The organism is Ruegeria atlantica (assembly GCF_013032505.1).
In the GTDB taxonomy this organism is placed as follows: Bacteria; Pseudomonadota; Alphaproteobacteria; order Rhodobacterales; family Rhodobacteraceae; genus Ruegeria; species Ruegeria atlantica_F.
This window is the reverse complement of sequence record NZ_WQCG01000002.1, coordinates 450,817-474,701: the sequence shown is the minus strand read 5'-3', so window position 1 is coordinate 474,701 and position 23,885 is coordinate 450,817. Positions and strand designations below refer to the sequence as shown.

At 54.5% G+C, this 23,885-nt stretch carries 18 protein-coding genes and 1 pseudogene; 11 read left to right on the top strand and 8 right to left on the bottom strand.

What is annotated here, in order from left to right; genetic code table 11:
- Positions 1-57: 57 nt before the first annotated feature.
- From GOW92_RS09250 to GOW92_RS09230, 5 genes are all read left to right on the top strand, one after another.
- Positions 58-2,352: an FdhF/YdeP family oxidoreductase gene (locus GOW92_RS09250; protein WP_170560104.1), complete on the top strand. Its 2,295-nt coding sequence runs from the start codon at positions 58-60 to the stop codon at positions 2,350-2,352.
- Positions 2,353-2,354: 2 nt separating this feature from the next.
- Positions 2,355-2,648 (top strand): hypothetical protein, encoded by a 294-nt coding sequence (locus tag GOW92_RS09245; RefSeq protein ID WP_170560102.1) that lies wholly within the window; start codon positions 2,355-2,357, stop codon positions 2,646-2,648.
- A complete protein-coding gene (gene fdhD / locus GOW92_RS09240) occupies positions 2,645-3,478 on the top strand; it encodes a formate dehydrogenase accessory sulfurtransferase FdhD (protein ID WP_254452962.1) in 834 nt (277 codons plus the stop codon). The genes GOW92_RS09245 and fdhD overlap by 4 nt, the downstream gene beginning before the upstream one ends.
- A 271-nt stretch (positions 3,479-3,749) precedes the next feature.
- Positions 3,750-6,950 (top strand): endonuclease/exonuclease/phosphatase family protein, encoded by a 3,201-nt coding sequence (locus GOW92_RS09235; protein WP_170560100.1) that lies wholly within the window; start codon positions 3,750-3,752, stop codon positions 6,948-6,950.
- Positions 6,951-7,706: 756 nt separating this feature from the next.
- Positions 7,707-10,388 carry a phosphoenolpyruvate carboxylase gene (locus GOW92_RS09230; RefSeq protein WP_170560098.1) on the top strand — a complete coding sequence of 894 codons (2,682 nt, stop codon included), beginning with the start codon at positions 7,707-7,709 and terminating at the stop codon, positions 10,386-10,388.
- Positions 10,389-10,427: 39 nt separating this feature from the next.
- Here GOW92_RS09230 and GOW92_RS24910 read toward each other — a convergent pair.
- Both GOW92_RS24910 and GOW92_RS09225 read right to left on the bottom strand, forming a co-directional pair.
- A pseudogene (locus tag GOW92_RS24910) lies at positions 10,428-10,816 on the bottom strand (IS5/IS1182 family transposase); the annotation flags it as partial.
- 21 nt (positions 10,817-10,837) lie between these two features.
- On the bottom strand, positions 10,838-11,614 hold the full coding sequence (locus tag GOW92_RS09225; protein ID WP_170560096.1) for an SDR family NAD(P)-dependent oxidoreductase: 777 nt from the start codon (positions 11,612-11,614) through the stop codon (positions 10,838-10,840).
- 289 nt (positions 11,615-11,903) lie between these two features.
- Here GOW92_RS09225 and GOW92_RS09220 point away from each other — a divergent pair, with 289 nt between their 5' ends.
- Both GOW92_RS09220 and GOW92_RS09215 read left to right on the top strand, forming a co-directional pair.
- Complete coding sequence (locus GOW92_RS09220; RefSeq protein ID WP_170560094.1) at positions 11,904-13,595, top strand: thiamine pyrophosphate-binding protein; 1,692 nt, start codon at positions 11,904-11,906, stop codon at positions 13,593-13,595.
- 80 nt (positions 13,596-13,675) lie between these two features.
- Positions 13,676-14,530 (top strand): DUF4396 domain-containing protein, encoded by an 855-nt coding sequence (locus tag GOW92_RS09215; RefSeq protein WP_170560092.1) that lies wholly within the window; start codon positions 13,676-13,678, stop codon positions 14,528-14,530.
- A gap of 144 nt (positions 14,531-14,674) precedes the next feature.
- On the opposite strand, the gene GOW92_RS09210 is transcribed toward GOW92_RS09215, so the two are convergent.
- Genes GOW92_RS09210 through GOW92_RS09190 form a run of 5 tightly spaced genes read right to left on the bottom strand, consistent with a single transcriptional unit; the run spans position 14,675 to position 18,280 of the window.
- Complete coding sequence (locus tag GOW92_RS09210; protein WP_170560090.1) at positions 14,675-15,049, bottom strand: nuclear transport factor 2 family protein; 375 nt, start codon at positions 15,047-15,049, stop codon at positions 14,675-14,677.
- Positions 15,046-15,942: an alpha/beta hydrolase gene (locus GOW92_RS09205; RefSeq protein WP_170560088.1), complete on the bottom strand. Its 897-nt coding sequence runs from the start codon at positions 15,940-15,942 to the stop codon at positions 15,046-15,048. Before GOW92_RS09205 ends, GOW92_RS09210 begins: the two co-directional genes overlap by 4 nt.
- Before the next feature lies 1 nt (position 15,943).
- On the bottom strand, positions 15,944-16,420 hold the full coding sequence (locus GOW92_RS09200; protein ID WP_170560086.1) for a flavin reductase family protein: 477 nt from the start codon (positions 16,418-16,420) through the stop codon (positions 15,944-15,946).
- The gene (locus tag GOW92_RS09195) at positions 16,420-17,097 is read right to left on the bottom strand and encodes a glutathione S-transferase family protein (protein WP_170560084.1); all 678 of its coding nucleotides are present in this window, start codon (positions 17,095-17,097) and stop codon (positions 16,420-16,422) included. The genes GOW92_RS09200 and GOW92_RS09195 overlap by 1 nt, the downstream gene beginning before the upstream one ends.
- Positions 17,090-18,280 carry an LLM class flavin-dependent oxidoreductase gene (locus tag GOW92_RS09190; RefSeq protein ID WP_170560082.1) on the bottom strand — a complete coding sequence of 397 codons (1,191 nt, stop codon included), beginning with the start codon at positions 18,278-18,280 and terminating at the stop codon, positions 17,090-17,092. The genes GOW92_RS09195 and GOW92_RS09190 overlap by 8 nt, the downstream gene beginning before the upstream one ends.
- A 114-nt stretch (positions 18,281-18,394) precedes the next feature.
- On the opposite strand from GOW92_RS09190, the gene GOW92_RS09185 reads away from it, so the two are divergent.
- The gene (locus GOW92_RS09185) at positions 18,395-19,000 is read left to right on the top strand and encodes a helix-turn-helix domain-containing protein (RefSeq protein WP_170560080.1); all 606 of its coding nucleotides are present in this window, start codon (positions 18,395-18,397) and stop codon (positions 18,998-19,000) included.
- Positions 19,001-19,264: 264 nt separating this feature from the next.
- Here the strand turns inward: GOW92_RS09185 and GOW92_RS09180 are convergent, their stop codons facing one another.
- A complete protein-coding gene (locus GOW92_RS09180; RefSeq protein WP_170560078.1) occupies positions 19,265-19,489 on the bottom strand; it encodes a hypothetical protein in 225 nt (74 codons plus the stop codon).
- A gap of 481 nt (positions 19,490-19,970) precedes the next feature.
- Between GOW92_RS09180 and GOW92_RS09175 the strand changes: the two genes are divergently transcribed.
- Genes GOW92_RS09175 through GOW92_RS09165 form a run of 3 tightly spaced genes read left to right on the top strand, consistent with a single transcriptional unit; the run spans position 19,971 to position 23,810 of the window.
- Complete coding sequence (locus tag GOW92_RS09175; RefSeq protein WP_170560076.1) at positions 19,971-21,176, top strand: YcaO-like family protein; 1,206 nt, start codon at positions 19,971-19,973, stop codon at positions 21,174-21,176.
- Positions 21,173-22,531, top strand: a complete 1,359-nt coding sequence (locus tag GOW92_RS09170; RefSeq protein ID WP_170560074.1) for a TfuA-like protein — start codon at positions 21,173-21,175, stop codon at positions 22,529-22,531. Before GOW92_RS09175 ends, GOW92_RS09170 begins: the two co-directional genes overlap by 4 nt.
- A complete protein-coding gene (locus tag GOW92_RS09165; protein WP_170560073.1) occupies positions 22,518-23,810 on the top strand; it encodes a hypothetical protein in 1,293 nt (430 codons plus the stop codon). The genes GOW92_RS09170 and GOW92_RS09165 overlap by 14 nt, the downstream gene beginning before the upstream one ends.
- Positions 23,811-23,885: the final 75 nt, after the last annotated feature.

Here is a 23,885-nt window from a genome sequence, read left to right as displayed (position 1 = left end):
TCCGGAGCATGTTCCGCGCGTGTTCCCCGCCCGAACAGAAAGCAAACGGGACCGGGAATGACGAAGAAGAAGCATATCGGTAAGAGCTCAAACGCAGCTGGCGGCTGGGGTGCCCTGAAAAGCGTTGGCCGTCAGCTTATGGGCAGCGGAAAGCCTTTGTCGGGCGCAAAAACCATGCTGAAGGCAAACCAGCCGGACGGTTTCGACTGCCCCGGCTGCGCTTGGGGCGATCCTGAGCATGGGTCGTCGTTCGAGTTCTGCGAAAATGGCGTCAAGGCTGTCGCTTGGGAGGCCACCAAAGCCCGTGTCACGCCCGAGTTTTTCGCGCAACATACTGTCACGGAACTGCGCGGCTGGACGGATTACGATCTGGAACATCAGGGTCGTTTGACTCATCCAGTGCGCTACAACCCCAAAACCGATAAATATGAAAAGGTCGACTGGGACACCGCCTTTGCCGAGATCGGCGCGTCGCTAAACGCGCTGGGCGATCCCAATCGGGCCGAGTTCTACACGTCGGGCCGGGCCAGCAACGAGGCGGCATTTCTGTATCAGATGTTCGTGCGCCTTTATGGTACAAACAATTTCCCGGATTGCTCGAATATGTGCCACGAGGCCAGCGGCGTGGCGCTCAACGAATCGATCGGTATCGGCAAAGGCACGGTTCTGCTTGAGGATTTTGAAAAGGCGGATGCGATCTTTGTGGTTGGCCAAAACCCCGGCACCAATCACCCGCGTATGCTGGCCGATCTGCGCAAGGCCACACAACGGGGTGCGCGGGTTGTGGTATTCAATACGCTCAAGGAAAAAGGCCTACACCGCTTTGCCGACCCGCAGAATAAGCTCGAGATGATCCGCGGTGGGTCCGAAGCGACCTCGACTGATTACTACCGCCCGCGTCTGGGCGGCGACATGGCTATCTTTCGCGGCATGGCCAAGGTCTTGCTCGCGGCAGATGACGCGGCAAAGGCTCAAGGGAAAACGCCGGTTCTGGATCATGCATTCATTGCCGAACATGCGCACGGTTTCGACGCCTATCGCGCGGTGGTCAATCAGACCTCGTGGACCCAGGTCGAGGAACAATCCGGCCTGACCCGGACCCAGATCGAAGAGGCGGCGGCAATCTATATGGCCGCAGACAGGGTCATCACCACATGGGCGATGGGAGTAACACAGCACAAACATTCCGTTCCGATGATCCGAGAGATCACCAATGTCATGTTGATGCGCGGCAATATTGGACGACCCGGCGCAGGGTTGTGCCCTGTACGCGGTCATTCCAACGTGCAGGGCGACCGAACAGTTGGCATCAACGAAAAGGCCCCTGCCCCACTGCTGGACGCGATGGAACGTGAGCTGGGTGTGCCTATGCCCCGCGACCCCGGCCACAATGTTCTGCATGCTATTGGCGCGATGCTCAATGGACAGGCCAAAGCGTTTATCGGGCTGGGCGGTAACTTTGCCCGTGCAACACCCGACAGCAAGCTGATCGCGCAGGCGCTTGGTGAGCTGGACCTGACGGTGAATGTAGCCACCAAGCTGAACCACGGCCATCTGCTGCCGGGTAAAAAGTCCTTCATCCTGCCCTGTCTGGGCCGCACCGAGATCGACCGAAACTCGGCAGGTGTGCGTCAGATTGTGACCGTCGAGGACTCGATGTCGATGGTGCATGGCTCGGGCGGGATTAATCTCCCAGCCTCGAAAGAGCTGAAATCCGAGGTTCGCATCGTCGCGGGCATCGCCAAGGCAACAGTCGGCAGCGACGTGGTCGACTGGGATGCTCTGGCTGAAGACAATGACAAAATCCGCGACCTGATCGCCCGGGTTCTGCCCGCGTTTGCCAACTATAACGAAGCGGTGCGGAAACCACGCGGGTTCCACCTGTACAACAGCGCCGCTGTGCGGGATTGGAAGACCCCGACTGGCCGCGCCAATTTCTCCGCCACCGATCTGCCAGATCAGACCGAGTGGCAGCGCGCCCAAAGCGACGATCAGACCTTTGTGCTACAGACCTTCCGCTCGCATGACCAGTACAACACCACCGTTTACGGCATGGATGACCGCTACCGCGGTGTTTACGGAGAGCGTCAGGTCGTATTCATGCACCCCAAAGATGTCGCACAACTCGGTGCAGCAGCAGGCGACCGGGTGAATGTGGTCGGATGCCATGATGATGGTATTGAGCGGATTGCGCAGAGCTTCCGACTGGTGCCCTATGACATTCCCCGCGGTTGCGTCGCGGGCTACTACCCCGAACTGAATGTGCTGGTTCCATATCAGTCCTTTGGCGACAAAAGTTTCACTCCCGCCTCCAAGTCTGTGGTGGTCCGGTTCGAATTGCAGGAGCAGTGAAGATGGACAACATGCTGAAGCAAACCATCACTGGCCTGCTGGAACGGAACCCGGATCATCTAAGTCCTCTTGCAGCGGGGGTTCTTGCGGCAGCCCATCATGGTCTTTCACAGGACAGCCGCAGCTTTGCGGCTATGCTGGGGGTTGCGCATGCACTGGTGCTGCGGGAATGTGTGGCGTTGGCCGAAGACCTTCGGCTGATCGACCTTGTTGACCGCCATGACCGGTCTCAGCGCGTGTTCTTTTCGCTGACGGAAAAAGGTCACAACATTCTTGCCAGAGTGCATTCGACATGACCGCGCCATTCCGGGAAAGCCTTGACGTTCATTTTCCCGAGTCACGGATGGTCACGGCCACTCGTTACCCTTACCAGGCGTCTCAGATCACGGAACTGGCGCAAGAGGTCCCAGTAGCGGTCGTGTTCAACGGAACGACGGCAGCAGTGATGATGGCCTCACCTGTAGATATCCATGACTTTGCTCTGGGATTTGCCATGACCGAAGGCTTCATCGCGGGCCAAGTTGACATCGCGGATTATGAACAGGTTGCGCACAAGGCAGGGATTGAGGCGCGGTTCTGGTTGAAAGAGGCCGCGTTGGAACACGTCTCGGCCCGGCGACGCGCGATGATGGGGCCGGTGGGATGCGGGCTGTGCGGCATCGACAGCCTGGAACAGGTGACGCGACCCCTACCCTGTGTCGTGGATAGATCGCTGCGGATCGAGGCAGACGAAGTGACCCTCGCGCCCGAGTTTCTGCGTGATCATCAGCTCTTGCATGACCAGACGCGGTCGGCCCATGCCGCCGGTTTTCTGATGCCGGGTAAGGGAATTGTCATGGCCCGCGAAGATGTCGGCCGCCATAACGCACTGGACAAGCTGATGGGTGCTTTGATCCAGGCCGGCATCAACCCTGTCTATGGGGCGGTGGTTATGACCTCACGTGTGTCGCTTGAGCTGGTCCAGAAAACAGCTGCTATGGGTTGCCCGATGCTAATTGCGGTATCCTCGCCAACGGCCATTGCAGTTGAACTTGCAGATCAGGCCAGCATTACACTGGTGGCGAATGCAAAACGGTCAGAATGTTGCGTTTTTACGCATGAGTATCGCATATCGACCAAGCGCTGACCGTTGTTTGTGTACATTGTTGCAAGCGGCGCGCACCGGAGCAGAACAACACAGCTCTAGCGCGCGCAGGGCATAGCCCGCAGAAGGTTGATCAACGGAGTCAGGATCAAAAAACAAACGCCATGTCTTTGAATGGCAAAGCTCCGCCGTATTAGGTCAGGTGCACACAACTTTTTAACTAATTTCTCTGGGTTGAGCTACCTTAGGTTGTGCCACGGCGAGTCGCATACCGACCCGCCATTCATTCATCAAATCAAAAAGCGAGGTTCATATGGTTACCACTTTGGCCGCGGGTGATATTGCGTTTACAGGGTTCAATTCAGACAATCCCGATGAGTTCACGTTTGTTGCTTTGACCGACATCGAAGCCGGAACCGAGATCAAATTCACTGATAATGGCTGGTTCGCTGCCGGTGGTTTCCGAAGCAACGAGGGCGTATTCGTCTGGACCGCCCCGGCAAACATCGCTGCGGGTGCGGTGATAAACCCCGCATTTACCGGGCCGAACTTCTCGGCTAGCGGTGACCAGATCCACGCGTATCAGGGTGACGACGAAACACCCAGTTTTGTCGCGTCGGTTCATTTCAATGGGGACGGGTTTGAGTCGGACGCAACATCGTCGAATACATCTGCGCTGCCCTCGGGACTGACCGTCGGAACCAGCGCAATTGCCCTCACCGAAATCGACAACGGCGTTTATAAAGGCCCGCTTACCGGTACAAAGGCCGAGCTACAGGCAGCCATCAACGATCCCGCCAACTGGACAACCAGCAATACCAGGATTGACGATGTCGAACCAGCGGGGTTCACAGTCTCAGATACTGCCCCCTTGCCATCGGTCATCATAAACGATCTGGATCTTGCCGCCGATGAAGGTGGCATGGCGGATACATATGAAGTCACGTTGTCCGTAGCGCCCGATCAGCCGGTCACAATCACCATAGCCGCAGGGGCTGATCTTGATGCTGTGCCAACCGAACTGGTGTTTGACGCGTCAAACTTCGACCAGCCTCAACAAGTCGCGGTCGCCGCTGTTGACGACGATCTGCCCGAAGCGGCCGAGGTTGTCGACATTCAGCATACGGTAACCTCGAGCGATCCAGCCTTCGACGGCATTCTGGCCCCTGTTGTCGAGGTGTCCATCTCAGCCAGCGACATCGAAATTGTGTCGATCTATGAAATCCAGGGCGCAGGCCATGTGTCTGAATTTGTTCTGGCAGATGGACAAACGGTTGCCGAATTCTTCGACGATTTGCCAGCTGGAACTTCGAACATTCTGGGCGATATGGTTTCAACCAGCGGCATTGTCACCGCTGTAGATTCCAACGGGTTCTATCTGCAAGATCCGGATGGCGATGGGAACGATGCGACGTCGGATGCGATTTTCGTGTTCACCGGATCAAGCCCGACCGTCACCGTGGGTGACGCCATTTCCGTGGGCGGTACCGTTGCCGAATTCTTTCCCGGCGGAACAGGCAGCGGCAATTTACCGACCACGCAACTGACCAACGTTTTTGACATTGAAGTGCAATCATCGGGAAATGATTTGCCCGAGGCGGTTTTGATTGGCAATGACCCGGGTGATCGATCTGTTCCCAATCAAAGCATCGACGACGATGCGTTTGCCTCATTCGATCCAAACCAGGACGGTATCGATTTCTTCGAAAGTCTGGAGGGGATGCGTGTGACCGCCACCGATCTGCAAGCCGTCAGCGGAACCAGCCGGTTTGGCGAAATATTTGCAGTGGCCGATCAGGGCAGTGGCGCAACCGGTCTTTCTGAGCGTGGAACACTCAATATCTCACCAGATGACTTCAATCCGGAAAAAATCCAGATCGACGAAGACAGCGGCATTTTCGACTTTGATTATCCGACCGTGAATGCCGGTGATCATCTTGGCGACGTCACAGGTGTGGTTGGCTATAGTTTCGGAAACTTCGAAATCCTACCAACTGAGGACTTTACACCGAATATCCGATCAGCCGGGTTGGAGCGGGAAACGACGACGCTGGCCGGTTCCACCAACGAATTGACTATTGCCACATACAACGTACTTAACCTCGATCCGAATGACGGTGACGGCGATCAGGACGTTGCCGACGGCCGGTTTGCGGCCATTGCCGAGCAGATAGCCAACAACCTCAACAGCCCTGACATCATTGGTCTGCAAGAGGTGCAGGACAACTCGGGCTCGGACAATGACGGAACCGTCTCGGCATCCGAAACCCTGGCGGAACTGGCGGCAGCAATCCTGGCAGCGGGTGGTCCGGCTTATGAGGTGATTGACAACACCTTTATTGGGGATGGCACATCCGGCGGACAGCCCGGCGGCAATATCCGCACGGCCTTTCTATACAACCCTGATCGTGTCTCGTTAGTGGAAGGATCCGTGCAGACCATAGGAGGGCAAGGTGAAGGCGAAGCCTTTGAAGGGGCACGTCTGCCTCTGGTCGCTGATTTCGTATTCAACGGTGAAACCGTCACGGTGGTCAACAATCACTTTTCGTCCAAAGGTGGTTCTGCGCCTATTCTGGGAACCGAACAGGACTTTGCCGCTCGCCAAGAAGACGTTGATGTGAACGGCAGTCTGGATGAGCGCCAAGCCCAGAGCCAGGCCGTTCAGGATTTCGTCAACGGGCTGGGTGATGGTGCCAATGCTGTTGTGTTGGGTGACTTCAACGAGTTTGAATTTGTCTCACCCGTAGCTGACCTTGAGGCCAATACCGACCTCGTCAACCTAACAAACGATATTCCGGAAGACGAACGTTATAGCTTTGAGTTTCAGGGCAACAGCCAGTCGTTGGACCATATTCTCGTGTCCGAGGATCTGCATTCCGGGGCATTGGTTGATATCGTCCACGTCAATTCGGAGTTCGCCGCAACCAGCGGGCGCGCCTCGGATCACGATCCCATGGTGGCAAGTCTGTTCATACCTCAGACCCAGAATTTGGCGGTTGAGTTCGAAGCGGGCCGCTGGTTCACAACCAAAGCCTTTGAAAGCATCGATGGCGAAGTTGTAGATGTCGACAAGCTTGGTCCGGTTCGGAACAGCCTGACGTTTTCGGATGTGGGTATCAAGGTGGATGCGATCGATCCTACCAATTTGGAACTGGTTACGATCAAGCATGGCGCGATTGGCGTGTTCTCATTCGACGACGCGTTGTTCCACCGAGATGCCGCATTGGTCGACGGGGATGAAAGCCTCAGAATTGCGTTGGAGGACACGGACCTGGAAGCTGTGGAGTTCATCTTTAGCTTTGGCGACAGTCAAGGCACCGGTGAAGTCGAAGTTGCCTTCTATGATGATGGGGTCCTTGTCGGCACCATGGTGGCGGATGCAGACGACGGGGATTTCTCGGGATCGCTGGGGCGCACGACCTTCGATGAAGTCGAGCTGTCAGCAATAAATGACACCATGTTTTCAGTAGACGAGTTTTCGTTCGAAGTGATCGACCAGAACATGATTGCATAAAGTAAGGCCACACGGGATCACCACAGTGCTTCCGTGTGGCTTTCGAAAAGCAGATTTAATTGCATCACGAGCACCGGTGGCTTTGCCCATAGTATTTTAGCAAACGTGACCAAATGAATATGACGCGATGCAAAACACATTCGCGCAAGTCTGGTTTGGCTGCCAGTCACTCATGCCTCGCACGGCATTAACCAAGCGAGACCAACTGCAGTTCAGCACAAGTGTCAGGTATATTATGGCTGAAAGGTTCCCTTATTGTGTTCGGATGCACCGTCCCGAGAGTTGTCAATTCTAGCCACCGTGGATTTTCGCCGACAGCGAAGGTCTAAATTGCAAGCTCAGTACGCAGAATCTTGTTCGCGGATCGCAGGTCCGGTGTTGGGATGTACCGGCTGCTTCACCCAGCTGGTTATCACCCGATGCTCTTGGTTCCAAAATACCACTTGATCTGTGCGACATTTGCAAACGATCGCGCCGTGCTAACGAGTTAGGCCACCAACATGACGTCGGTCGGGTCCCGTTGAGTTTCAACCATCTGACATTCACCCAGTTTCTTAAAAAATCCACCCAATTGGGTAGGAACTACAATGGTATACTTTGGTATATCGACCTAAAAAGATAGTTAAAAACCCACCCAAATAGACATGCTAAAGCAGTAGTAAACTACGTTGCGTCAAGAGGCAGGTCCGCGTTTCCTTGTCACCAATGCAACATAACGGGCATTGGTGACCAGTCCACATCCGAGGACGTTAACAGATGACATTTCAGACTTCCCCTCTTCTTGATACCCCCGAAACCCTAGCAGCAGGTACGGGATTGGTCAGCAATACTCAGTCCACCCCGGACCCTTCGAACTATGCCGAGGGGCTGCGTCTGGAATTGCGGTCGTTGTGGCGAAACATTCTGCTGAAACGGGCACCACATGTGGCGACATGGGCCGAGACCTTGCCGCTGCAATCCATCCCCACCGGACCCGAAGCGATACCACATCTGCAAGCTCTTTCGATCTGGTTCCAACTATTGCGCATCATCGATGAAAACGCTGAAGTTCGCGACCGCCGTCTGACAGAGACCCAAAGCGGGGCCGAGGCGGTAGAAGGCGGATTTGCAGAGGTGTTGTCGGACCTTTCCCTGACGAATACCCAAACGAAAAAGCTGACTGACAGCTTGAGCGTTGGTCCCACACTGACCGCGCATCCGACCGAGGCCAAGCGGGTCACTGTTCTGGAAATTCACCGACGGATTTACCGCAACCTTGTCAGTCTGGAAACGCAGCGCTGGACCCCGACCGAACGTGCCGAATTGCTGAATAGTCTGGAAGGTGAGATTGATCTGTTGTGGTTGACAGGCGAGCTTCGCCTGTCACGCCCAAGCCTGCACGACGAAATCGAATGGGGATTGCAATTCTTCCGTGATGCTATCTTTGATGCCGTCCCGCAAGTCATGGATCGGTTCGATCAGGCTTGCCTGCAAGTGTTAGGTCAGAGCCTTAGTGAAACTCCCGATATCCGCTTTCACAGCTGGATCGGAGGTGATCGGGACGGCAATCCGAATGTCACAACCGAGATGACCGCGTTTGCACTGAGACGAGGACGTGAAACGGTTCTAGGTCTCTATCGTCAGGCACTTGATCAAGCTGCAAGCAGGTTAAGTATCAGTGCACTCATACTGCCGCTACCCGAGCCCGACAGGGCGCGTTTACAAGAAATAGTCGATCGGTCTCCGGACGATGATCGCAATCGAAACGAACCGTTCCGGCAAGCTCTCAATGCAATCCGCCATCGACTAACAGTTGGCGGCTATGATCACATCTCGCAATTCGTAAGCGATCTTGACGCGCTTGATGCTGCATTATGCGCGGTCAATGCCGATATACTGGCGCGAAGGCACATTCGACCTCTGCGTCGGGCCGCGTCGGTTTTCGGATTCCGAACGGCAACCTTGGATATCCGACAAAACTCGACCGTTACAACCGATGTGCTGGCCGAAATCTGGTCGCAATCCGGGCAGGCTCCCGAATATGGCACGCCTGAATGGTCTGGTCGTTTGCGGGCCGAATTGGCAGATCAGAACCTGCCCTATCAAAACCGCGACGCGTTAAGTGATCAGGCGCAGGAACTGCTCGCTCTTTTGGCGTTGATGTATAGCATCCGTACCGGACCAGATCCCAAAGCGATCGGACCATTCATCCTGTCCATGACCCGTTCTGCCGACGATATTCTCGGCGTCTATCTTCTGGCCAGATATGGCGGGTTCGGGTCTGAAACTCTGGATATTTCAGTGGTCCCACTGTTCGAGACGATAGCCGATCTGCGAAATGCTCCGGCGATCCTGTTGGACGTTCTGGATGTTCCGCTTGCCCGCCGCAGCCTTAAGTCAGACGGTAAGGTGATCGAGGTGATGCTTGGGTATTCGGACAGCGGCAAGGATGGCGGCTATTTCTGTTCAACTTGGGAGTTGGAGCGCGCGCAACGCAGGGTAGTCTCAGCGTTGGCCTCTCAGGGTTTCAAGGCAACTTTTTTCCACGGGCGAGGCGGTTCCGTCAGCCGCGGCGGAGCACCCACCGGACGCGCCATCGCCGCGCAACCCAGCGGAACAATTGCCGGACGCTTGCGCGTAACCGAACAGGGCGAGGTTGTTTCGACAAAATATGCCAACCGCGGCACAGCTGCTGCGCACCTTGAATTGCTGCTCTCAAGCACGCTGCGACATACCGCCAACCCCAGCGAAATCACGACCCGGCCCGAATTTGACGACGCGTTGGATGCCTTGTCAGAACTGTCACAGACAGCTTATGTCTCGCTTCTGCAGATGCCGGGTTTTCTTGACTATTTCCAACAGGCCAGCCCAGTTGAGGAACTTGCTCGCCTGAAAATCGGATCCCGCCCTGCACGCCGCTTTGGTGCCGCCAGTCTGGATGACCTCCGTGCCATTCCATGGGTCTTTGCCTGGTCACAGAACCGGCACCTGATCACAGGCTGGTACGGATTCGGGGCCGCAATGGCAAGCTTCCGCAAATTTCGCGGCGCGCGCGGCGACGAAGTTCTGCAGGACATGTTTCAGCATTCCCGCCTATTCCGTCTTGCTGTCGATGAAATAGAGAAGTCGCTCTATCAGGCGGATATGGGTATCGCCACGCAGTACAGCGAGTTGGTCCATGATGAAGAGACCCGTCAACGCATCTTACGTGCAATCAATTCTGAATACGATATTGCCTGTGGCGCTGTGCAGTTTCTGACCGGCGGTCAAACCATCGGTCAACGGTTCCCTCGCCTTCGCGAACGCTTCGAACGCAAGCAGGTTGAACTAGCCCGCATTCACACGCTGCAAGTTCGACTGCTGCAACAGTTGCGAAACGAACCGTACGCAGGATCTGTTCCTGTTCCCCTGTTGCAATCCATGAATGCCATTTCCGCTGGTCTTGGCTGGACCGGATAATCCTGTAGCACTGACCGGGCCGGCGGTTATGAAAAATCAGAGGACACGGCCGGAGGCGTCCATTGCAGCGTGCAACTTGGTGTTCATGCCACCCTTGGCGTGTCCAAACAGTCGTCCGCCCCCTTTTTCAGCCGCGGGCGTGAGGCTGCGCGATGTGCCTTTAGCTAGATTGCGTCGATCATGAACGCCTTGTGTTCAGAATGCTCGCCGACCAGCCCTTCCATGATCCGGGTAAACATCCCCTTGTCGCACCAACGTTGCAAACGGTCTTAGGGAGTCTTGGAAAGGCGGTACTCCCTTGCAGCGCCCGACCATCTCAATCAATTGCGATTGATGAAGGTAGTGCCGTTCAACACTTTCCCGTCGCCCAAACGTGGCTTGCCATGACTTATCGGAAAGTACGGAAAAATAACCTTGCCTGGATCCAAAAAACATTTGCGCGTATTGACCTACTTCTCTTGCATCTTTCGGACCATCGAAAGTTTGGCCTTCTGTGGAAATAGGGGCAAAACCCAGTTCAATATAAAGTTCAGCCGACCTTCATTTATCACGGTCAACTTGCCTTCAAGCATTGCGTCATAGCCAATCTTGGCGGTTTCGGTTGCCGACCTTCCTTTTTGATCGACTAGACCAGTTCCGCCCAAATCCGCAGTATCGGCAAAGCCCGTCTCAACATAGCCGGGTTCCAACGCTGTCACCGTCACTCGGTCGTCCTTCATTTCTTCCGCAAGTGCTTGACTAAAGCTGGAAACGAAGGCCTTTGTGGCAAAATACGTGGCTTGTAACGGCCCAGGCATGTGCGCAGCAGTTGACGAGACGTTGAGGATCTTGCCGCCACCCCGTGCCACCATGTCTCTGCCAAACATGTGGCAGAGAGCTACGAGCGCATCAACATTGAGATCGATCATCGCCTGATCGTCCTCCAGTTTGCGCTCAATGAACTTCCCGTGCCCACCAAAGCCTGCGTTGTTGATCAGGACATCGACCTGAATGCCGATCTTGTTCACTGTATCATAAAGCTCCGCCGCCCCGCCCTTGGCGCCGAGATCTAGCGGAACCAAAGTGACGGCCACCTGGTGTTGGGTCTCCAATTCGATTTTGAGCGTTGTCAATTCCTCCTCACGCCGAGCCGTAATTACCACATCGCCACCCTTGCTAGCATGCAAACGTGCAAATTCTCTACCGATGCCAGAGGACGCGCCGGTGATCAGGGCTGTATTGGGCATGGGAGATCTCCTTAACTATGGCTTCGACGTTCGCAGCAATGTTGCGGCTCTTCATATTGCATTTTTACTGTGTGAGCACGGCTGCGTTGGGCTGCAACCAATCACTGGCGGGAAAAACTGCGAACGTAAAGACTAAGCCCAAACCAGAAGTTTCACCATAGGTCGAGACCGTCTTTGGCTTCCAATTCGCCCGCATCGGACATGCGCTCAACTCTCTCGATTTTGTAAATCCAGTTTTCGCAAATAGGATGTGCCCAGTTCATTAAACAACTTGAATTGGAACATTGGCATGACGACTGAGCACTGGACCGTCGGATCGTATTTGGCAAAAAGACTGCAAGAGGCTGGAATAAAAAACTATTTTGTCGTTCCCGGTGACTATAACTTGGTGCTGCTGGATGAGTTGCTGAGCAATAAAGATCTGCAAATGATCAGTTGCTGCAACGAGCTAAACGCCGGTTATGCGGCAGACGGGTATGCACGTGCCGCGGGAGGTCCGTCCGCGGTCGTCGTAACCTATTCAGTCGGCGGTTTGAGCCTGTTGAATGCAGTGGCAGGTGCTTATGCCGAGGACCTCCCTTTGATCGCGATTTCAGGTGGGCCGAACACAAATTCTGAGGCCGAATGGGAATACTTGCATCATACACTTGGAGAGGTTGATTATGACTACCAGCGCGAGATGTTTGCTCGTGTTACTGCTGAGGCCGTCACAATCCATCATCCTTCGCTTGCCCCTGTCGCAATCGATAGGGCGATAGACACTGCAATGCTTCGGCGCAAACCGGTTTATATTGAAATCGCCTCGAACATCGCTGGTGCGGCTACGTCCGCGCCTGTACCCCGCAGTTTTGCAAGACAGCCAAACAGCGATCCAAACACACTGTCGGCCGCGGTAGCCAAAGTATCAGAGTTCCTGAATTCGGCAGAGCGGCCCGTGATTGTCGCAGGAAGCAAAGTGCGGGCTGGTCAGGCAGAGCGGTCGTTGCGCAATCTCGCCGCCGCCTGTGATTACGCACAGGCATCGATGCCAAATGCCAAGAGTTTCCTGACTGAATCAAACCCGAATTTCATGGGAATATACTGGGGACCTGTAAGCACCCCGGGCTGCGGGGAAATTGTTGACGCCGCAGATGGGCTGTTGTTTGTCGGACCTGTTTTCACCGATTACACCACTACAGGTCACCAACTTGGTTTTGATCCTGGCAAAGCGGTCAAGGTGCATCCGACGTCCATTCAGTTTGGCGAAACTCACTTCAGCAATGTCCGAATGGATGAGTTTCTGGATGCATTGGCTGACAAGCTGACACCCAACAATGGTGCCATGGCGGCTTTCGAACGTGTCAAAACCCAGCAAAGCTTACCAAAACCCAATGCACCTGACACACCAGTGACCGTTCGCCAACTCTTTGCACGTGTTCAAAAGATGCTGGATGAGGACAGCACGCTGCTCGTTGAGACAGGGGATTCCTGGTTCAATGGAATGGAGATCGACCTTCCCGAGGGCACGCGGTTTGAGATACAAATGCAATATGGATCCATTGGTTGGTCCGTTGGCGCATCGTTGGGATATGCTTTAGGTAACAAAGAACGTCGGTTGATCTCGTGCATCGGAGACGGTTCGTTCCAACTTACCGCCCAAGAGATCTCGACCATGATCCGGTACGACGCGAAGCCGATTATCTTCCTGATCAACAATGGCGGCTACACAATCGAAGTTGAGATCCACGACGGCCCCTACAACACAATCAAGAATTGGGACTACGCTGGCTTGATCGACGTGTTCAGCGCCGGGGAGGGCAAAGCTTGGGGATGTAAGGTAGCAACTGAAGGTGAGTTGGACAATGCTATCAACACGGCCTTGGACCATGACGGACTTTGCCTGATCGAAGTTCTGATCGACCGGGACGATTGCAACGTCAATCTTTTGCGATGGGGTAATCAGGTCGCGCGAAACAATGGTCGGCCCAATCGATGCAGATAGGGGATTCCCTATGGAAACGGCTGCATTATCAATTGATTAAATTGTTAACTGCCATCTTTTAGCAGACCGAGGGAACTGACATGTTGAACGGTGCAATGCTCGTGTGGTTTCTGTTAACGGGTGCCAGCGTGGGGTTTGTCGTCTGGGATTCGATCAGCAACGGTGTGACAAGTTGGGTTCAGCGCGCGGCGTGGATTCTTGTAACGCTGTACACTGGTCCGATTGGCTTGTTTTTCTACCTTCTTGCGTGCCGTCGCCCTTTCCCAGGAGGTCACGATCAATATACCCGCGCCACTTGGAAACAAGGTATCAACAGCGAGATGCATTGCGTCGCTGGTGATGCCACGGGCATCATTGTTGCTGCAACGCTGGTTCATTTTCTTCACGTTTCAAATGGATGGGATATCGTGATCGAATACGTCTTCGGTTTCGTGTCCGGTTTGTTCATCTTCCAGGCGTTAATGATGATGCCAATGTTCGGAAGCTACGGACAAGCCGTTCGAAAGACGTTTTTTGCGGAAACGGTTTCGATGAACATGGTTATGACAGGAATGATCCCGACAATGGTCCTGCTCGCGGCCGCTTGGCCGGGGTCCGATGACCCTCTTACCCCACAATTCTGGTTCCGCATGAGCCTTGCCACCGTTGTCGGAGCGGTGATCGCTTTTCCGATAAACCGATGGTTGGTGGCGAACCAGCTGAAGCACGGCTGCATGACGCTCCCCGGTGCTGATGGCCCGGCGTTTGCGCTCGGCCATGTTTCACCGGAACAAAACAAGATGGCAGGTCAGGATAACCACAAAATGGCAGGTCATCGTCACATGGAAATGAAAAGGTTACCCTTTAGAAACGCTGCGATGTGGGTTGTTTCGACTTACGCCCTGCTTATCGCAGCACTGTGGTTGACAGCAAAACTTGTACCGATCAGGTTTTGAGTCACGCGTGCTCGGCGTGAAGCGACCCCGAGAAATTCCAGCTGATCGTCTGTCTCACTAAGCCCGCTCTTGATTAGACTTGTCCAAACTACGGGGCCCTCTGACAAAACTGCCGAAAGTCCGGTCGCATTAAGCGTCGACCGATCAGCTTGTCCGTTGTTTGTAATACGTGTCTTTGTGGACGATCATCCCATCGCGGTAAGTCAGGATGTCAACGCTCAGGAATTCTTCCTTCGTGCCATCTTTATGCGTCGCAGTTCGCCGATATTCGCAATAGGCTTTGTCACCAGAAATTGCGCAGTCCAGTGTTTCCCAATGTACTTTTTCAACTTTTTCGAATAGCGCAGAGAAAGCGGCTCGGATCGTGGCGGCACCTTCAAGCCGAACGCCATGCTCATCGGGGCCCACCGCATGGTCAAAGGTAGCATCCTCGGCGAAATGCTTCATCACGGCGTTGATGTCGTTGGCGTTGAAGGCATCTCCGACAGAGTCGACAAGATCTCGGGTCAAAGCGGTCATGTGTGCGGTCCTTTTCCTTGAAGCATATTGCATGTGTGTTTGAAGAAGGGGCTTGTCCGGTCAACAAGCGTGTTCAACTCGTCAAAATGATCAACGTCGGGCACAACATAGAGGCCCATTTGGCGGTCTTGGGTCTCGTATTTTTCGACATACATGCGCGCTTGACGGTGGAATTCATCCGTTTCCGCGCCACCAACAACAACCAGCTGAGGTGCATTTGTAACCGGGGGATGGTTGGTCATCGGGCTTTCGGCCTCGGCCTCTTCCGGAGTCATCCGGATGCCGGAATTGAGCGCCTCCGTCAGACGCACTGGTTCGAGGTAGCTGAGCGGTGAAACCGGGATGCCCGATTTGATCAGGTCTGCTGGAAGATCTGCTCTGAAAGCAGGCCAATTGGTCGCCATCATCATCTGGGTGATATGGCCGCCAGCCGAGTGGCCCATCACTGTGATACGGTCTGGATTGATGCCTAAATCGCGCGCGTTGCGCCAGATATAGTCAATCGCTTCGCGGATTTCATCGGAAATACGCGTGATGGTTACCGATGGGCACAGGTCATAGCCAATGACAACAACATTGATACCCGACGCGACAAAGGGCGGTGCAATGAAGCTGTAGACCGATTTGTCGCCGCGCTGCCAGTAGCCGCCGTGCACATAAACCAGCGTCGGCGCATCCGCATCCTGACAACGGAAGACATCCAGCTTTTGTTTCTCGCCTTCTCCATAGCGGATATCGAGGCTGCAATCGGTAGAGGCGCGCGCCGACTCGCTGTTGCTACTCCAACGCGGAATTACAGTGATTTCATAGTCCGGTCGTCCGGCCCGCAGGTTGTATTGTGCGTCGAACTCATCAGGGCTGAAGCGGGTGTGATAAGTCAGGTGATCGCTCATACTAAACCTCTAATTGCGGCGCGGAGAAGAACGCACCTTGGCAAAAGACAAGTGGGGGAACACCCACGTGGGTGTAGTTGATGACGCGACCCAACAGGATTTCATGATCGTCTGCGTCGACCCTGCCGTGGACCGTACATTCCAAGTGCGCCGAGGCACCGGGGATCAAGGGCGTCACGGTTCCAGGTATCCATTCAGTGTCGGCAAACCGGTTTTCGACATCGCTGGCGAAGTGCATCGCAAGGTCTTTCTGCTCGGTCGACAGGATGTTGACCGCGAAATGATCCGATTTCGACAACGTCGGAAAGACCCTGCCTGATTTTGCGACACAGACCGAGATCACCGGCGGCTGCAATGAGACGGAAGTGAATGAATTGGCGGTTAGGCCCCACGGTTCTCCGTTCTCGTCATAGGCGGCTACGATGGTAACACCCGTCGGAAAGGTGCCAAGTGCGCGGCGATAGTCCCGGACATCCATCAGAGCACCCCTTCGTACGCACAAGCTTTTTCCAGCGCAGCCCATTCATCAGGGTTTGTCCCGAAATGGCGCATAACGTGATCCTGATAAGCGGGGCGTTCCGCCAGCCGCTGATACCAAGCCTCGACATTCGGCAAGGGCGGGCGGGCGACCTCGACGTTGAAATATCGATAGGCAACACACCCCAAGGGAATATCCGCCATGGTAAAGTTGTCCCCGCAGACATAGGCTTTGTCCGCGAGATGCTGATCCAGAATGGTCAGGGCGTCATGGGCTTCGTCGCGCAGCTTGGCTATCTTTTCCGGGTCGCGCTGATCAGGGTGAGTGCGCACGGTTGCAAAGAACAGGTAGATCACGGGCCCAAAGGCGCGGCTGGCCGACCACTCCATCCATTGATCCGCTATCGCACGGGCCTGAATGTCGGACGGGCAGAGCGTTCCTGCGCCGTACCGGTCACAGAGATAGCGCACGATGGCGAGGCTTTCCCACAGCGCAAAGTCTCCATCTCGGATGGCCGGGATCATCCTGTTGGGATTGATCTGCGCATAAATTTCGGTGTCGAGCTTGCCAAAGCTGCCCCCGGCCAGTTGCAGTGTGTAGTCCAGCCCCAGCTCGTTCGCTGCCCAGATCACCGGAATGACGTTCGACGAATAGGGACGCCCCCATATCTCAAGCATGTTCCAGCATCCTTTTCTGGGCGATGGATTGTGTGCCGAATTTCGGAACAACATGCTCGAACAGACGATGCCAGCTGGCGAGGATCTTTTCGTACGACACACCGGTATATTGCTGCATCAGCATGAGGTGATCGAGGCCGATGGTTTCCTGCCGTTCCGCAAACCGATCCGCAACATATTCAGCGTCGCCCACCACGATGATCCCGCGTTTGTTGAGGAAATCGAACCAGTCCATATCTTCATCCTCGGGCGTCATCTCTTCGCCCACGTCCAGATAGCCGTGCTTGGTCCATTCCCCCTTGGGGCGCGACCCGCCAAGGAATTCATAGTAGGCATTGATCGGACCACGGATCGTGTTCACTGCTTCTTCCATGCTTTCGCCAACATAAAACGCCGTGCAGACACCGACACGCTCGCCAAGCTTCACCTCTCGCCCTTCGCGTTGCGACAAGGCTTGGCGATAGGGTTCCCAACAGGCCAGCGTCGCCTTGCGGCCAGCTGCCATCGAGACCACACCCCAACCGCGCTCGCCCGCCAATTTGAACGTGGGTGGTGCGTTCGACATCAGCCAGACCGGCGGATGAGGATTAGAATAGGGGCGCGGATGCACATACATCGCTTTGTATTCGCCATCTTCATCGTGATAACGCGGATCCAGAGGGTCAAAGAACCGGTTGCCCTCTTTCCAGCCGGGGACCGGGAACTGATAGAATTCACCGTGATGGGTGAACGCCTCGTTGGTCCAGGCTTTCAGGATGATCTCAAGGCTCTCCTGAAAAAGCCGCATGACCTTGGCATTGTCGCGCCGGTCTGCATCCTTGTTGAACTGGATGGTCGAGCGTTCGTTGATACCCTTGGCGACGCCGAAATCAAATCGGCCCAACGACATGTTATCAAGCATCGCGGCGTCTTCGGCGACGCGCAGCGGATGCCAATCGGGCAGGATGATGGGGGCTGTTCCGACCCGAAGTTTCTTGCAATGCGCGGCCACGTGGGTCCCCATTTGGATCGGGTTGGGTGGCGCATTCATATACCCGTTATGGGCAAAATGATGCTCAGTGAACCACGCAGTTGTGAAACCCGCCTGCTCAGCCAGCGAACACTGTTCGAGGATCATCTCTAGCGTGCGCTTCCAGGGAATCGTCTCACCGGGACTAAAATTGGCAATCAAATCAAAGCGCATAGTATCCTCCCAGCCGGTAGAAAATCAGTTGATTTTTTTCCCGTATTTCAACTAAGTTGATTTGCACTCGAAAAGTCAACCACAATCATTTATCTCAAAGACATGGAAAAAGACGTGTCTCAGACCGATGCCCAAAGGCTCGGCAGTGAAATTCGCGAAGTCCGCAAGGCGCGTGGACTGACGCTACAACTCCTGTCCGAGTCGGTTTCGTGTTCCAAAGCCTATCTCAGCAGGATTGAGCTTGGGACGGCCAAAGTATCAGAAGACCTGCTTGGCGAAATCAGCGATGCGCTTGCGGTTGACCCCAATTGGTTCTTTCCCAAACAGGAGGGCGACGGGCCGCTGGAGCGAAAGCACGTCGTGCGCCGCGAGAACCGTAGGGCACTGTCAGCGATGTACACGCGCTCAACAGATGAATTGGGCTTTGAGGACGAATTGCTTTCAAGCACATTGTCCGGCCATTGTTATTTGATCCTATCAAGGTTCCGCCCCGGTGCAGGAGAGCCGCCCGAGCCGCTGGAAGGGTATTCATTCGAAGGTGAGCAACACGCCATCGTTCTAAGCGGTGAAGTTGAGCTATGTCTCGGGGACGAGGTCATTTCATTGCGCGAAGGGGATAGCTTTTCCTATCCATCAATGATCGCGCACCGATTTCGCAACAAGACAGAGAAAGAAGCGACAATGGTCTGGGCAATGTCGCCTATACGCATTTCTTGGTGATATTGGCCTGCAGCCATTTATGCACGGAAAGCTCTAGTTTTTGGCGCTTTGAATACGACACGCAAATTACGCTATCATTACATCTGTATTGCTTAACCCACCAATCCGTCATGACGGGCAAACGGATGTAATGGAATGGACATCCCCTAGTCTCTCATCTGATAGGATTTTAAGATGGATGCCATTTGAATATCTATTTCAATTTACCGTTTGAGCGACAATCATTGGCGACACTTAGCCTTCATGTTCCAGGCAACACAAAATTCAAACTGAGGAAAGATATAAGCCTGAAGGTTTTTCGCGCGCCAATACAAGTGCGGCTGCTGCTTCAATGATGGTTTTCCAGCCGCCAAACAAAGCTTTGGCGGCTTCGGTGATGAAGAGGACGACGGTGAAAACTGGGGCTACTTTCTTGGCGTCGGCGTTGGGTACAAGCCTGAGTATGAAGGCTATTAAAAACAAGAAACCAACCCCTTCCCTGCGTTCCAAATCATGTCTCGTGATCGATACTTTTGAGCCCCGATGATCTTGGTGCCTTCATAGTTCAACAAGAAAGGTTTAGCCTTGGACAACCGCAAAGCCGATGGTGTCACTATTGAACGCAATTTGTCACTTTAAGTAAGTTACCTAAACTTTTGTAATAAATGTTTTATTCTCGTATGAAGCATGAGTGTCAAGGCCCGGCAATCTGGCGATAATTGCGGAAACGCTAAGTTATTGAGTTCCAGTCGAGACAAGTCTCCAAAAAACTCGATCTCACCGTTTTCGTACTCGACAGCTTTCCGGCTACAGACTCAAATACCGTGTAACCAGTCGATTGGAAAAACGAACTTCAAAAACCAACAACCAAGTTTATTGATCCCTACAAGAAACCAGCAAGGTTGACCCGCGCGGGATCATCTACCATCCTATCTACCTATAGCTTCTTGTATTGTGCTAACTTGCACGTTTTTTTGGCAAGGTCGATGAAATGACCGATAATTCACAAAAGACCTACGTGCATGATACTCACCGACTGCGCGAACCCGGACAAACCTTAAGGATAGTGCAACCTTTTCTTCGGGAAATGGGCATAACAAGGATCGCGAATCTGACCGGTCTGGATCGGATTGGCTTGCCAACAGTCATGGTTGCTCGACCAAACTCCCGGTCTGTTGCGGTGTCGCTTGGCAAAGGGCTGTCTTTGCAAGCAGCTCAAGCTTCAGGCGTAATGGAGGCGATTGAATCCTGGCATGCCGAACGCGTGCGACTGCCGCAACGGCTAGCCAGATATACAGAACTGATTGCTGAAGCGGCCGTTGTAGATGTGGACCGTCTTCCGCGGGTTGCCGGCGCGCAATTTGATCCGAACGGAAACATGTTATGGGTCGAAGGTCGGGATTTGAACGGCCAAAGCTCTTGCTGGGTTCCTCTTGAGATGGTGGATACCGACTACACTTCCGCTCCGCTGGCTGGACAACGTGCCTTTCCCAGAACAACGAACGGCCTGGCTTCGGGCAATAATGTCGCCGAAGCGAGTTGCCACGCAATTTGCGAATTGATCGAGCGGGACGCAACGACGCTGTGGTCACATCAAACGACGACAGCACGCATTGATCCCGCCACAGTCGACGACGAGCGATGTCAGTCAGCTATTGAAAAAGTAACGACTGCAGATCTGGAAATCGGGTTGTGGAACACCACGTCGGATATCGGAATTGCCAGTTTTCGCTGCGTAATTTGCGAAGCCGGCGGGCAACCCGGCCATATCGGCATTGGCGATGGTTGCCATCCGGACCGCGCAATAGCTTTGCTGCGTGCTGTGACTGAGGCCGCCCAGACACGGTTAACCTATATCTCTGGTGCGCGTGATGATCTGGACCCAGAAGAATTCACCGACCATGCACAATCGGAGCGTTGTCAGTATGTTCGCAATCTGATTGACGACGCCGCCCCGACAGTGAGTTTTCGGGACTGCCCGACGCATTCAACAGAGACGTTTGAAGGCGATCTGGCATTGCTGTCGAACAGGTTAGAGGCCGTCGGGATTTCTCAAATCGTGATCGTGGATCTTTCTCGGCCCGAATACGATCTTTCGGTGGTTAGGGCGGTTATCCCGGGCTTGGAAGCGCCACACGACGACGCGGATTATTTGCCGGGCCCAAGGGCATTGCAGATCAGGGGCGAAATCGCATGACCGTCGTCGTATTTGTGGGCCCTACCCTGCCCTCACAAGAGGTCAAGGCATATCTGGACGCTGTGGTCCTTCCCCCTGTTCAGCAAGGCGATGTCTATCGTGTAGCCAGGAACCAGCCGCAAGCCATCGGGATCATAGATGGGTTCTTCGAAGGTGTGCCCTCGGTTTGGCACAAAGAAATCTTGTGGGCGATGGAGCAAGGGATACCGGTTTTTGGCAGCGCCAGCATGGGCGCTCTGCGCGCCGCGGAACTGGTCGATTTCGGAATGATCGGTGTTGGCGGGATCTTTGAGGATTACCTAAGTGGCGTTTTACAGGATGACGATGAGGTCGCAGTTCTGCACAGCCCGGCAGAGTTGGGGTATCAGCCGCTCAGCACACCGATGGTTTCCATCCGGGCCACTGTAAAAAAGGCACAGGCGCAAGGGATTTTACCTGCTGAAAGTGCCTCTGAAATTCTTGAGCATGCTAAATCCAAACACTACCGGCACCGCATCTGGCAAGACATCGGCCAAGAAGTAAACAAACTGCCTGGAGTTCAGGCCTTTCTGGATTGGCTGCCGAAGAACCAAGTTGATGCCAAGGCAGATGACGCCCGCACGATGCTGGCGCTAATGGCGGATTGCCTGTCGCAAGGCACCCTACCCTCAAACCCTGTTACCCGGACGGAACCGACATTGGTTTGGAAACAGTTACGCAATCGCATCGATTCCGACGTGGTCAAAAACAATGCCGTGATCGACGAATTGAGGTTGGACCCGCAACTTTATTCCGAGCTACGCGACCGGGCGGTGCTGAGCGTTATCGCGCAGGAAGAAGCAACCGTGCAGGATCAGCAACCTGATCGCGAAACCCTGATCCGGCAAATGACGGACCACAGGGCCAAAGCAGGATTGTCTCATAAAGCACATTTGATGGAATGGCTGGATTCGAATGATCTGAACCTCGCGGGGTATGAAGACATGCTGGCGGATGCCGCCCGGATCGATGCGGCGGTCGCCGCGCGTTTACGCCAGTTGGACGGGCCACTGCTGGCCGAGCTGAAACGAACCGGCAGATATGTCGAGCTGCGAGATCGGGCAGTCGCCAAGAGTAATGCTGCCGTTGTGAATGGCCCCGTCTCGGGGGCGGATCGCCTGCGTATGGTTTTGTGGTACTTTGAAAATCGTCTTGGCACGGACGTCCCGGATAACCTTGACAGCTATGCGATCTCGCTTGGCCTAACCGGGCGTGCGGCGCTTGATGATCTTATCGAAGCTGAGTTTTTGTTTTGCGGCAGGAATTCTGGCGCGGGGGCCTCCCATGGCAAGGCGGCATCCGTCAGGCACGAAGGGTCGATTGATGAATGCACATGAGTCTTTAAACGACGAACCCGGCACACGGTTCCTGTTATACCCGCAATCGCCATTTCTGGAGCCGGGTGCTCAACCCGAACTGGTTGAGATTTCGGCTCCGCAGGGTAGCATCGGACCGGGCCCATCCGGCCCACGCATGTACACTGTAAACCCTGTCGGCAAAACCACACCTTACGGCGCCATTGTCCCCGGGCCAAATGGACCGGGTATGTATCTGCCGCCTTGGGACGGATACATCCAACCGCCCGCGATGCCTGATGAGTTAGGGAACTTCTTTCATATTGCCCCGTCGGATCCCTCATTTGAGGCGGCGCATTTGTTCGGATCAGCTCACTTTACAATGGATGTTTGGCAAGGGTATTTCGACCGGCCGATCCCATGGCATTTCGCACGCGATTTCAACCGGCTGGAGCTGTCGCTGCTGCCCAGCCTGGATAACGCCCATATTGGCTGGGGATTTCTGGAAACAGGCGGCACGCATGAGCATGGAAACGAGTACCGCCCCTACAGCCTGAACTTTGACGTGGTCGCCCACGAGATCGGCCATGCCATTATCTATAGCGTGATCGGTATGCCGTCAGACGGGGATGCGTCGGGCGAGTACTACGGATTCCACGAATCCGCGGCTGATATGGTTGCCCTGCTTGCCTCGCTGCATTTTGGATCGGTTGTCGAAGCGCTGCTGAAAAACACGCGGGGAAATCTGTACACGTTCAATCGATTGAACCGGTTTGCGGAACTGGGTGAAAACGCGCAGATCCGGATTGCCGCAAACACACGCTCCATGGCCGAGTTTGCAGCAGGATGGTCCAGCGAACATGACCTGTCGGAACCGTTAACCGGCGCAATGTTTGACATATTCGTGGACATTTATCACGAACGCCTACTGGTGCATGGACTGATCTCGGCTGAAGAAGAACACCTGTCCGACCAGCTTGAGGACTCACCGGAGTACAGCGAGGTTATGCAAGGTATTTTTGATAGCCGCTACGCTGAGAATCCCGAAGGCTTCCGCATTGCTCTGCTCGAAGCACGCGACTATCTGGGAACCTATCTGGCCGATACGTGGGACCGGCTCGACGCGGACATCCTCAGCTATTTCGGCGTCGAAAAAGCACTGCTTGCGGTAGACCAGGAAATCACAGGCGGTGCATTCCGCAACATCATCGAAGGCAATTTCCGCATGCGTGATATTGGTCTGAAATCTGCCGGTCCACGTCTTCCCGATCCCGAGGAAGACAGCCATTCGAATTCGGTTCGCACGCAGGTGCCGGAATGACGTGAAAATCCTTTATTTTTAAGTGGTTTTGTGGCATGCAATCGGAAGAAGTTTTTGGAACGCATTTACTCGGAT

What these genes read in the sequence shown, in the direction of transcription:
- GOW92_RS09250 (WP_170560104.1), top strand. Translation starts at nt 58, where the DNA reads ATGACGAAGAAGAAGCATATCGGTAAGAGCTCAAACGCAGCTGGCGGC.
- GOW92_RS09245 (WP_170560102.1), top strand. Translation starts at nt 2,355, where the DNA reads ATGGACAACATGCTGAAGCAAACCATCACTGGCCTGCTGGAACGGAAC.
- fdhD (WP_254452962.1), top strand. Translation starts at nt 2,645, where the DNA reads ATGACCGCGCCATTCCGGGAAAGCCTTGACGTTCATTTTCCCGAGTCA.
- GOW92_RS09235 (WP_170560100.1), top strand. Translation starts at nt 3,750, where the DNA reads ATGGTTACCACTTTGGCCGCGGGTGATATTGCGTTTACAGGGTTCAAT.
- GOW92_RS09230 (WP_170560098.1), top strand. Translation starts at nt 7,707, where the DNA reads ATGACATTTCAGACTTCCCCTCTTCTTGATACCCCCGAAACCCTAGCA.
- GOW92_RS09225 (WP_170560096.1), bottom strand. Translation starts at nt 11,614, where the DNA reads ATGCCCAATACAGCCCTGATCACCGGCGCGTCCTCTGGCATCGGTAGA.
- GOW92_RS09220 (WP_170560094.1), top strand. Translation starts at nt 11,904, where the DNA reads ATGACGACTGAGCACTGGACCGTCGGATCGTATTTGGCAAAAAGACTG.
- GOW92_RS09215 (WP_170560092.1), top strand. Translation starts at nt 13,676, where the DNA reads ATGTTGAACGGTGCAATGCTCGTGTGGTTTCTGTTAACGGGTGCCAGC.
- GOW92_RS09210 (WP_170560090.1), bottom strand. Translation starts at nt 15,049, where the DNA reads ATGACCGCTTTGACCCGAGATCTTGTCGACTCTGTCGGAGATGCCTTC.
- GOW92_RS09205 (WP_170560088.1), bottom strand. Translation starts at nt 15,942, where the DNA reads ATGAGCGATCACCTGACTTATCACACCCGCTTCAGCCCTGATGAGTTC.
- GOW92_RS09200 (WP_170560086.1), bottom strand. Translation starts at nt 16,420, where the DNA reads ATGGATGTCCGGGACTATCGCCGCGCACTTGGCACCTTTCCGACGGGT.
- GOW92_RS09195 (WP_170560084.1), bottom strand. Translation starts at nt 17,097, where the DNA reads ATGCTTGAGATATGGGGGCGTCCCTATTCGTCGAACGTCATTCCGGTG.
- GOW92_RS09190 (WP_170560082.1), bottom strand. Translation starts at nt 18,280, where the DNA reads ATGCGCTTTGATTTGATTGCCAATTTTAGTCCCGGTGAGACGATTCCC.
- GOW92_RS09175 (WP_170560076.1), top strand. Translation starts at nt 19,971, where the DNA reads ATGACCGATAATTCACAAAAGACCTACGTGCATGATACTCACCGACTG.
- GOW92_RS09170 (WP_170560074.1), top strand. Translation starts at nt 21,173, where the DNA reads ATGACCGTCGTCGTATTTGTGGGCCCTACCCTGCCCTCACAAGAGGTC.
- GOW92_RS09165 (WP_170560073.1), top strand. Translation starts at nt 22,518, where the DNA reads ATGAATGCACATGAGTCTTTAAACGACGAACCCGGCACACGGTTCCTG.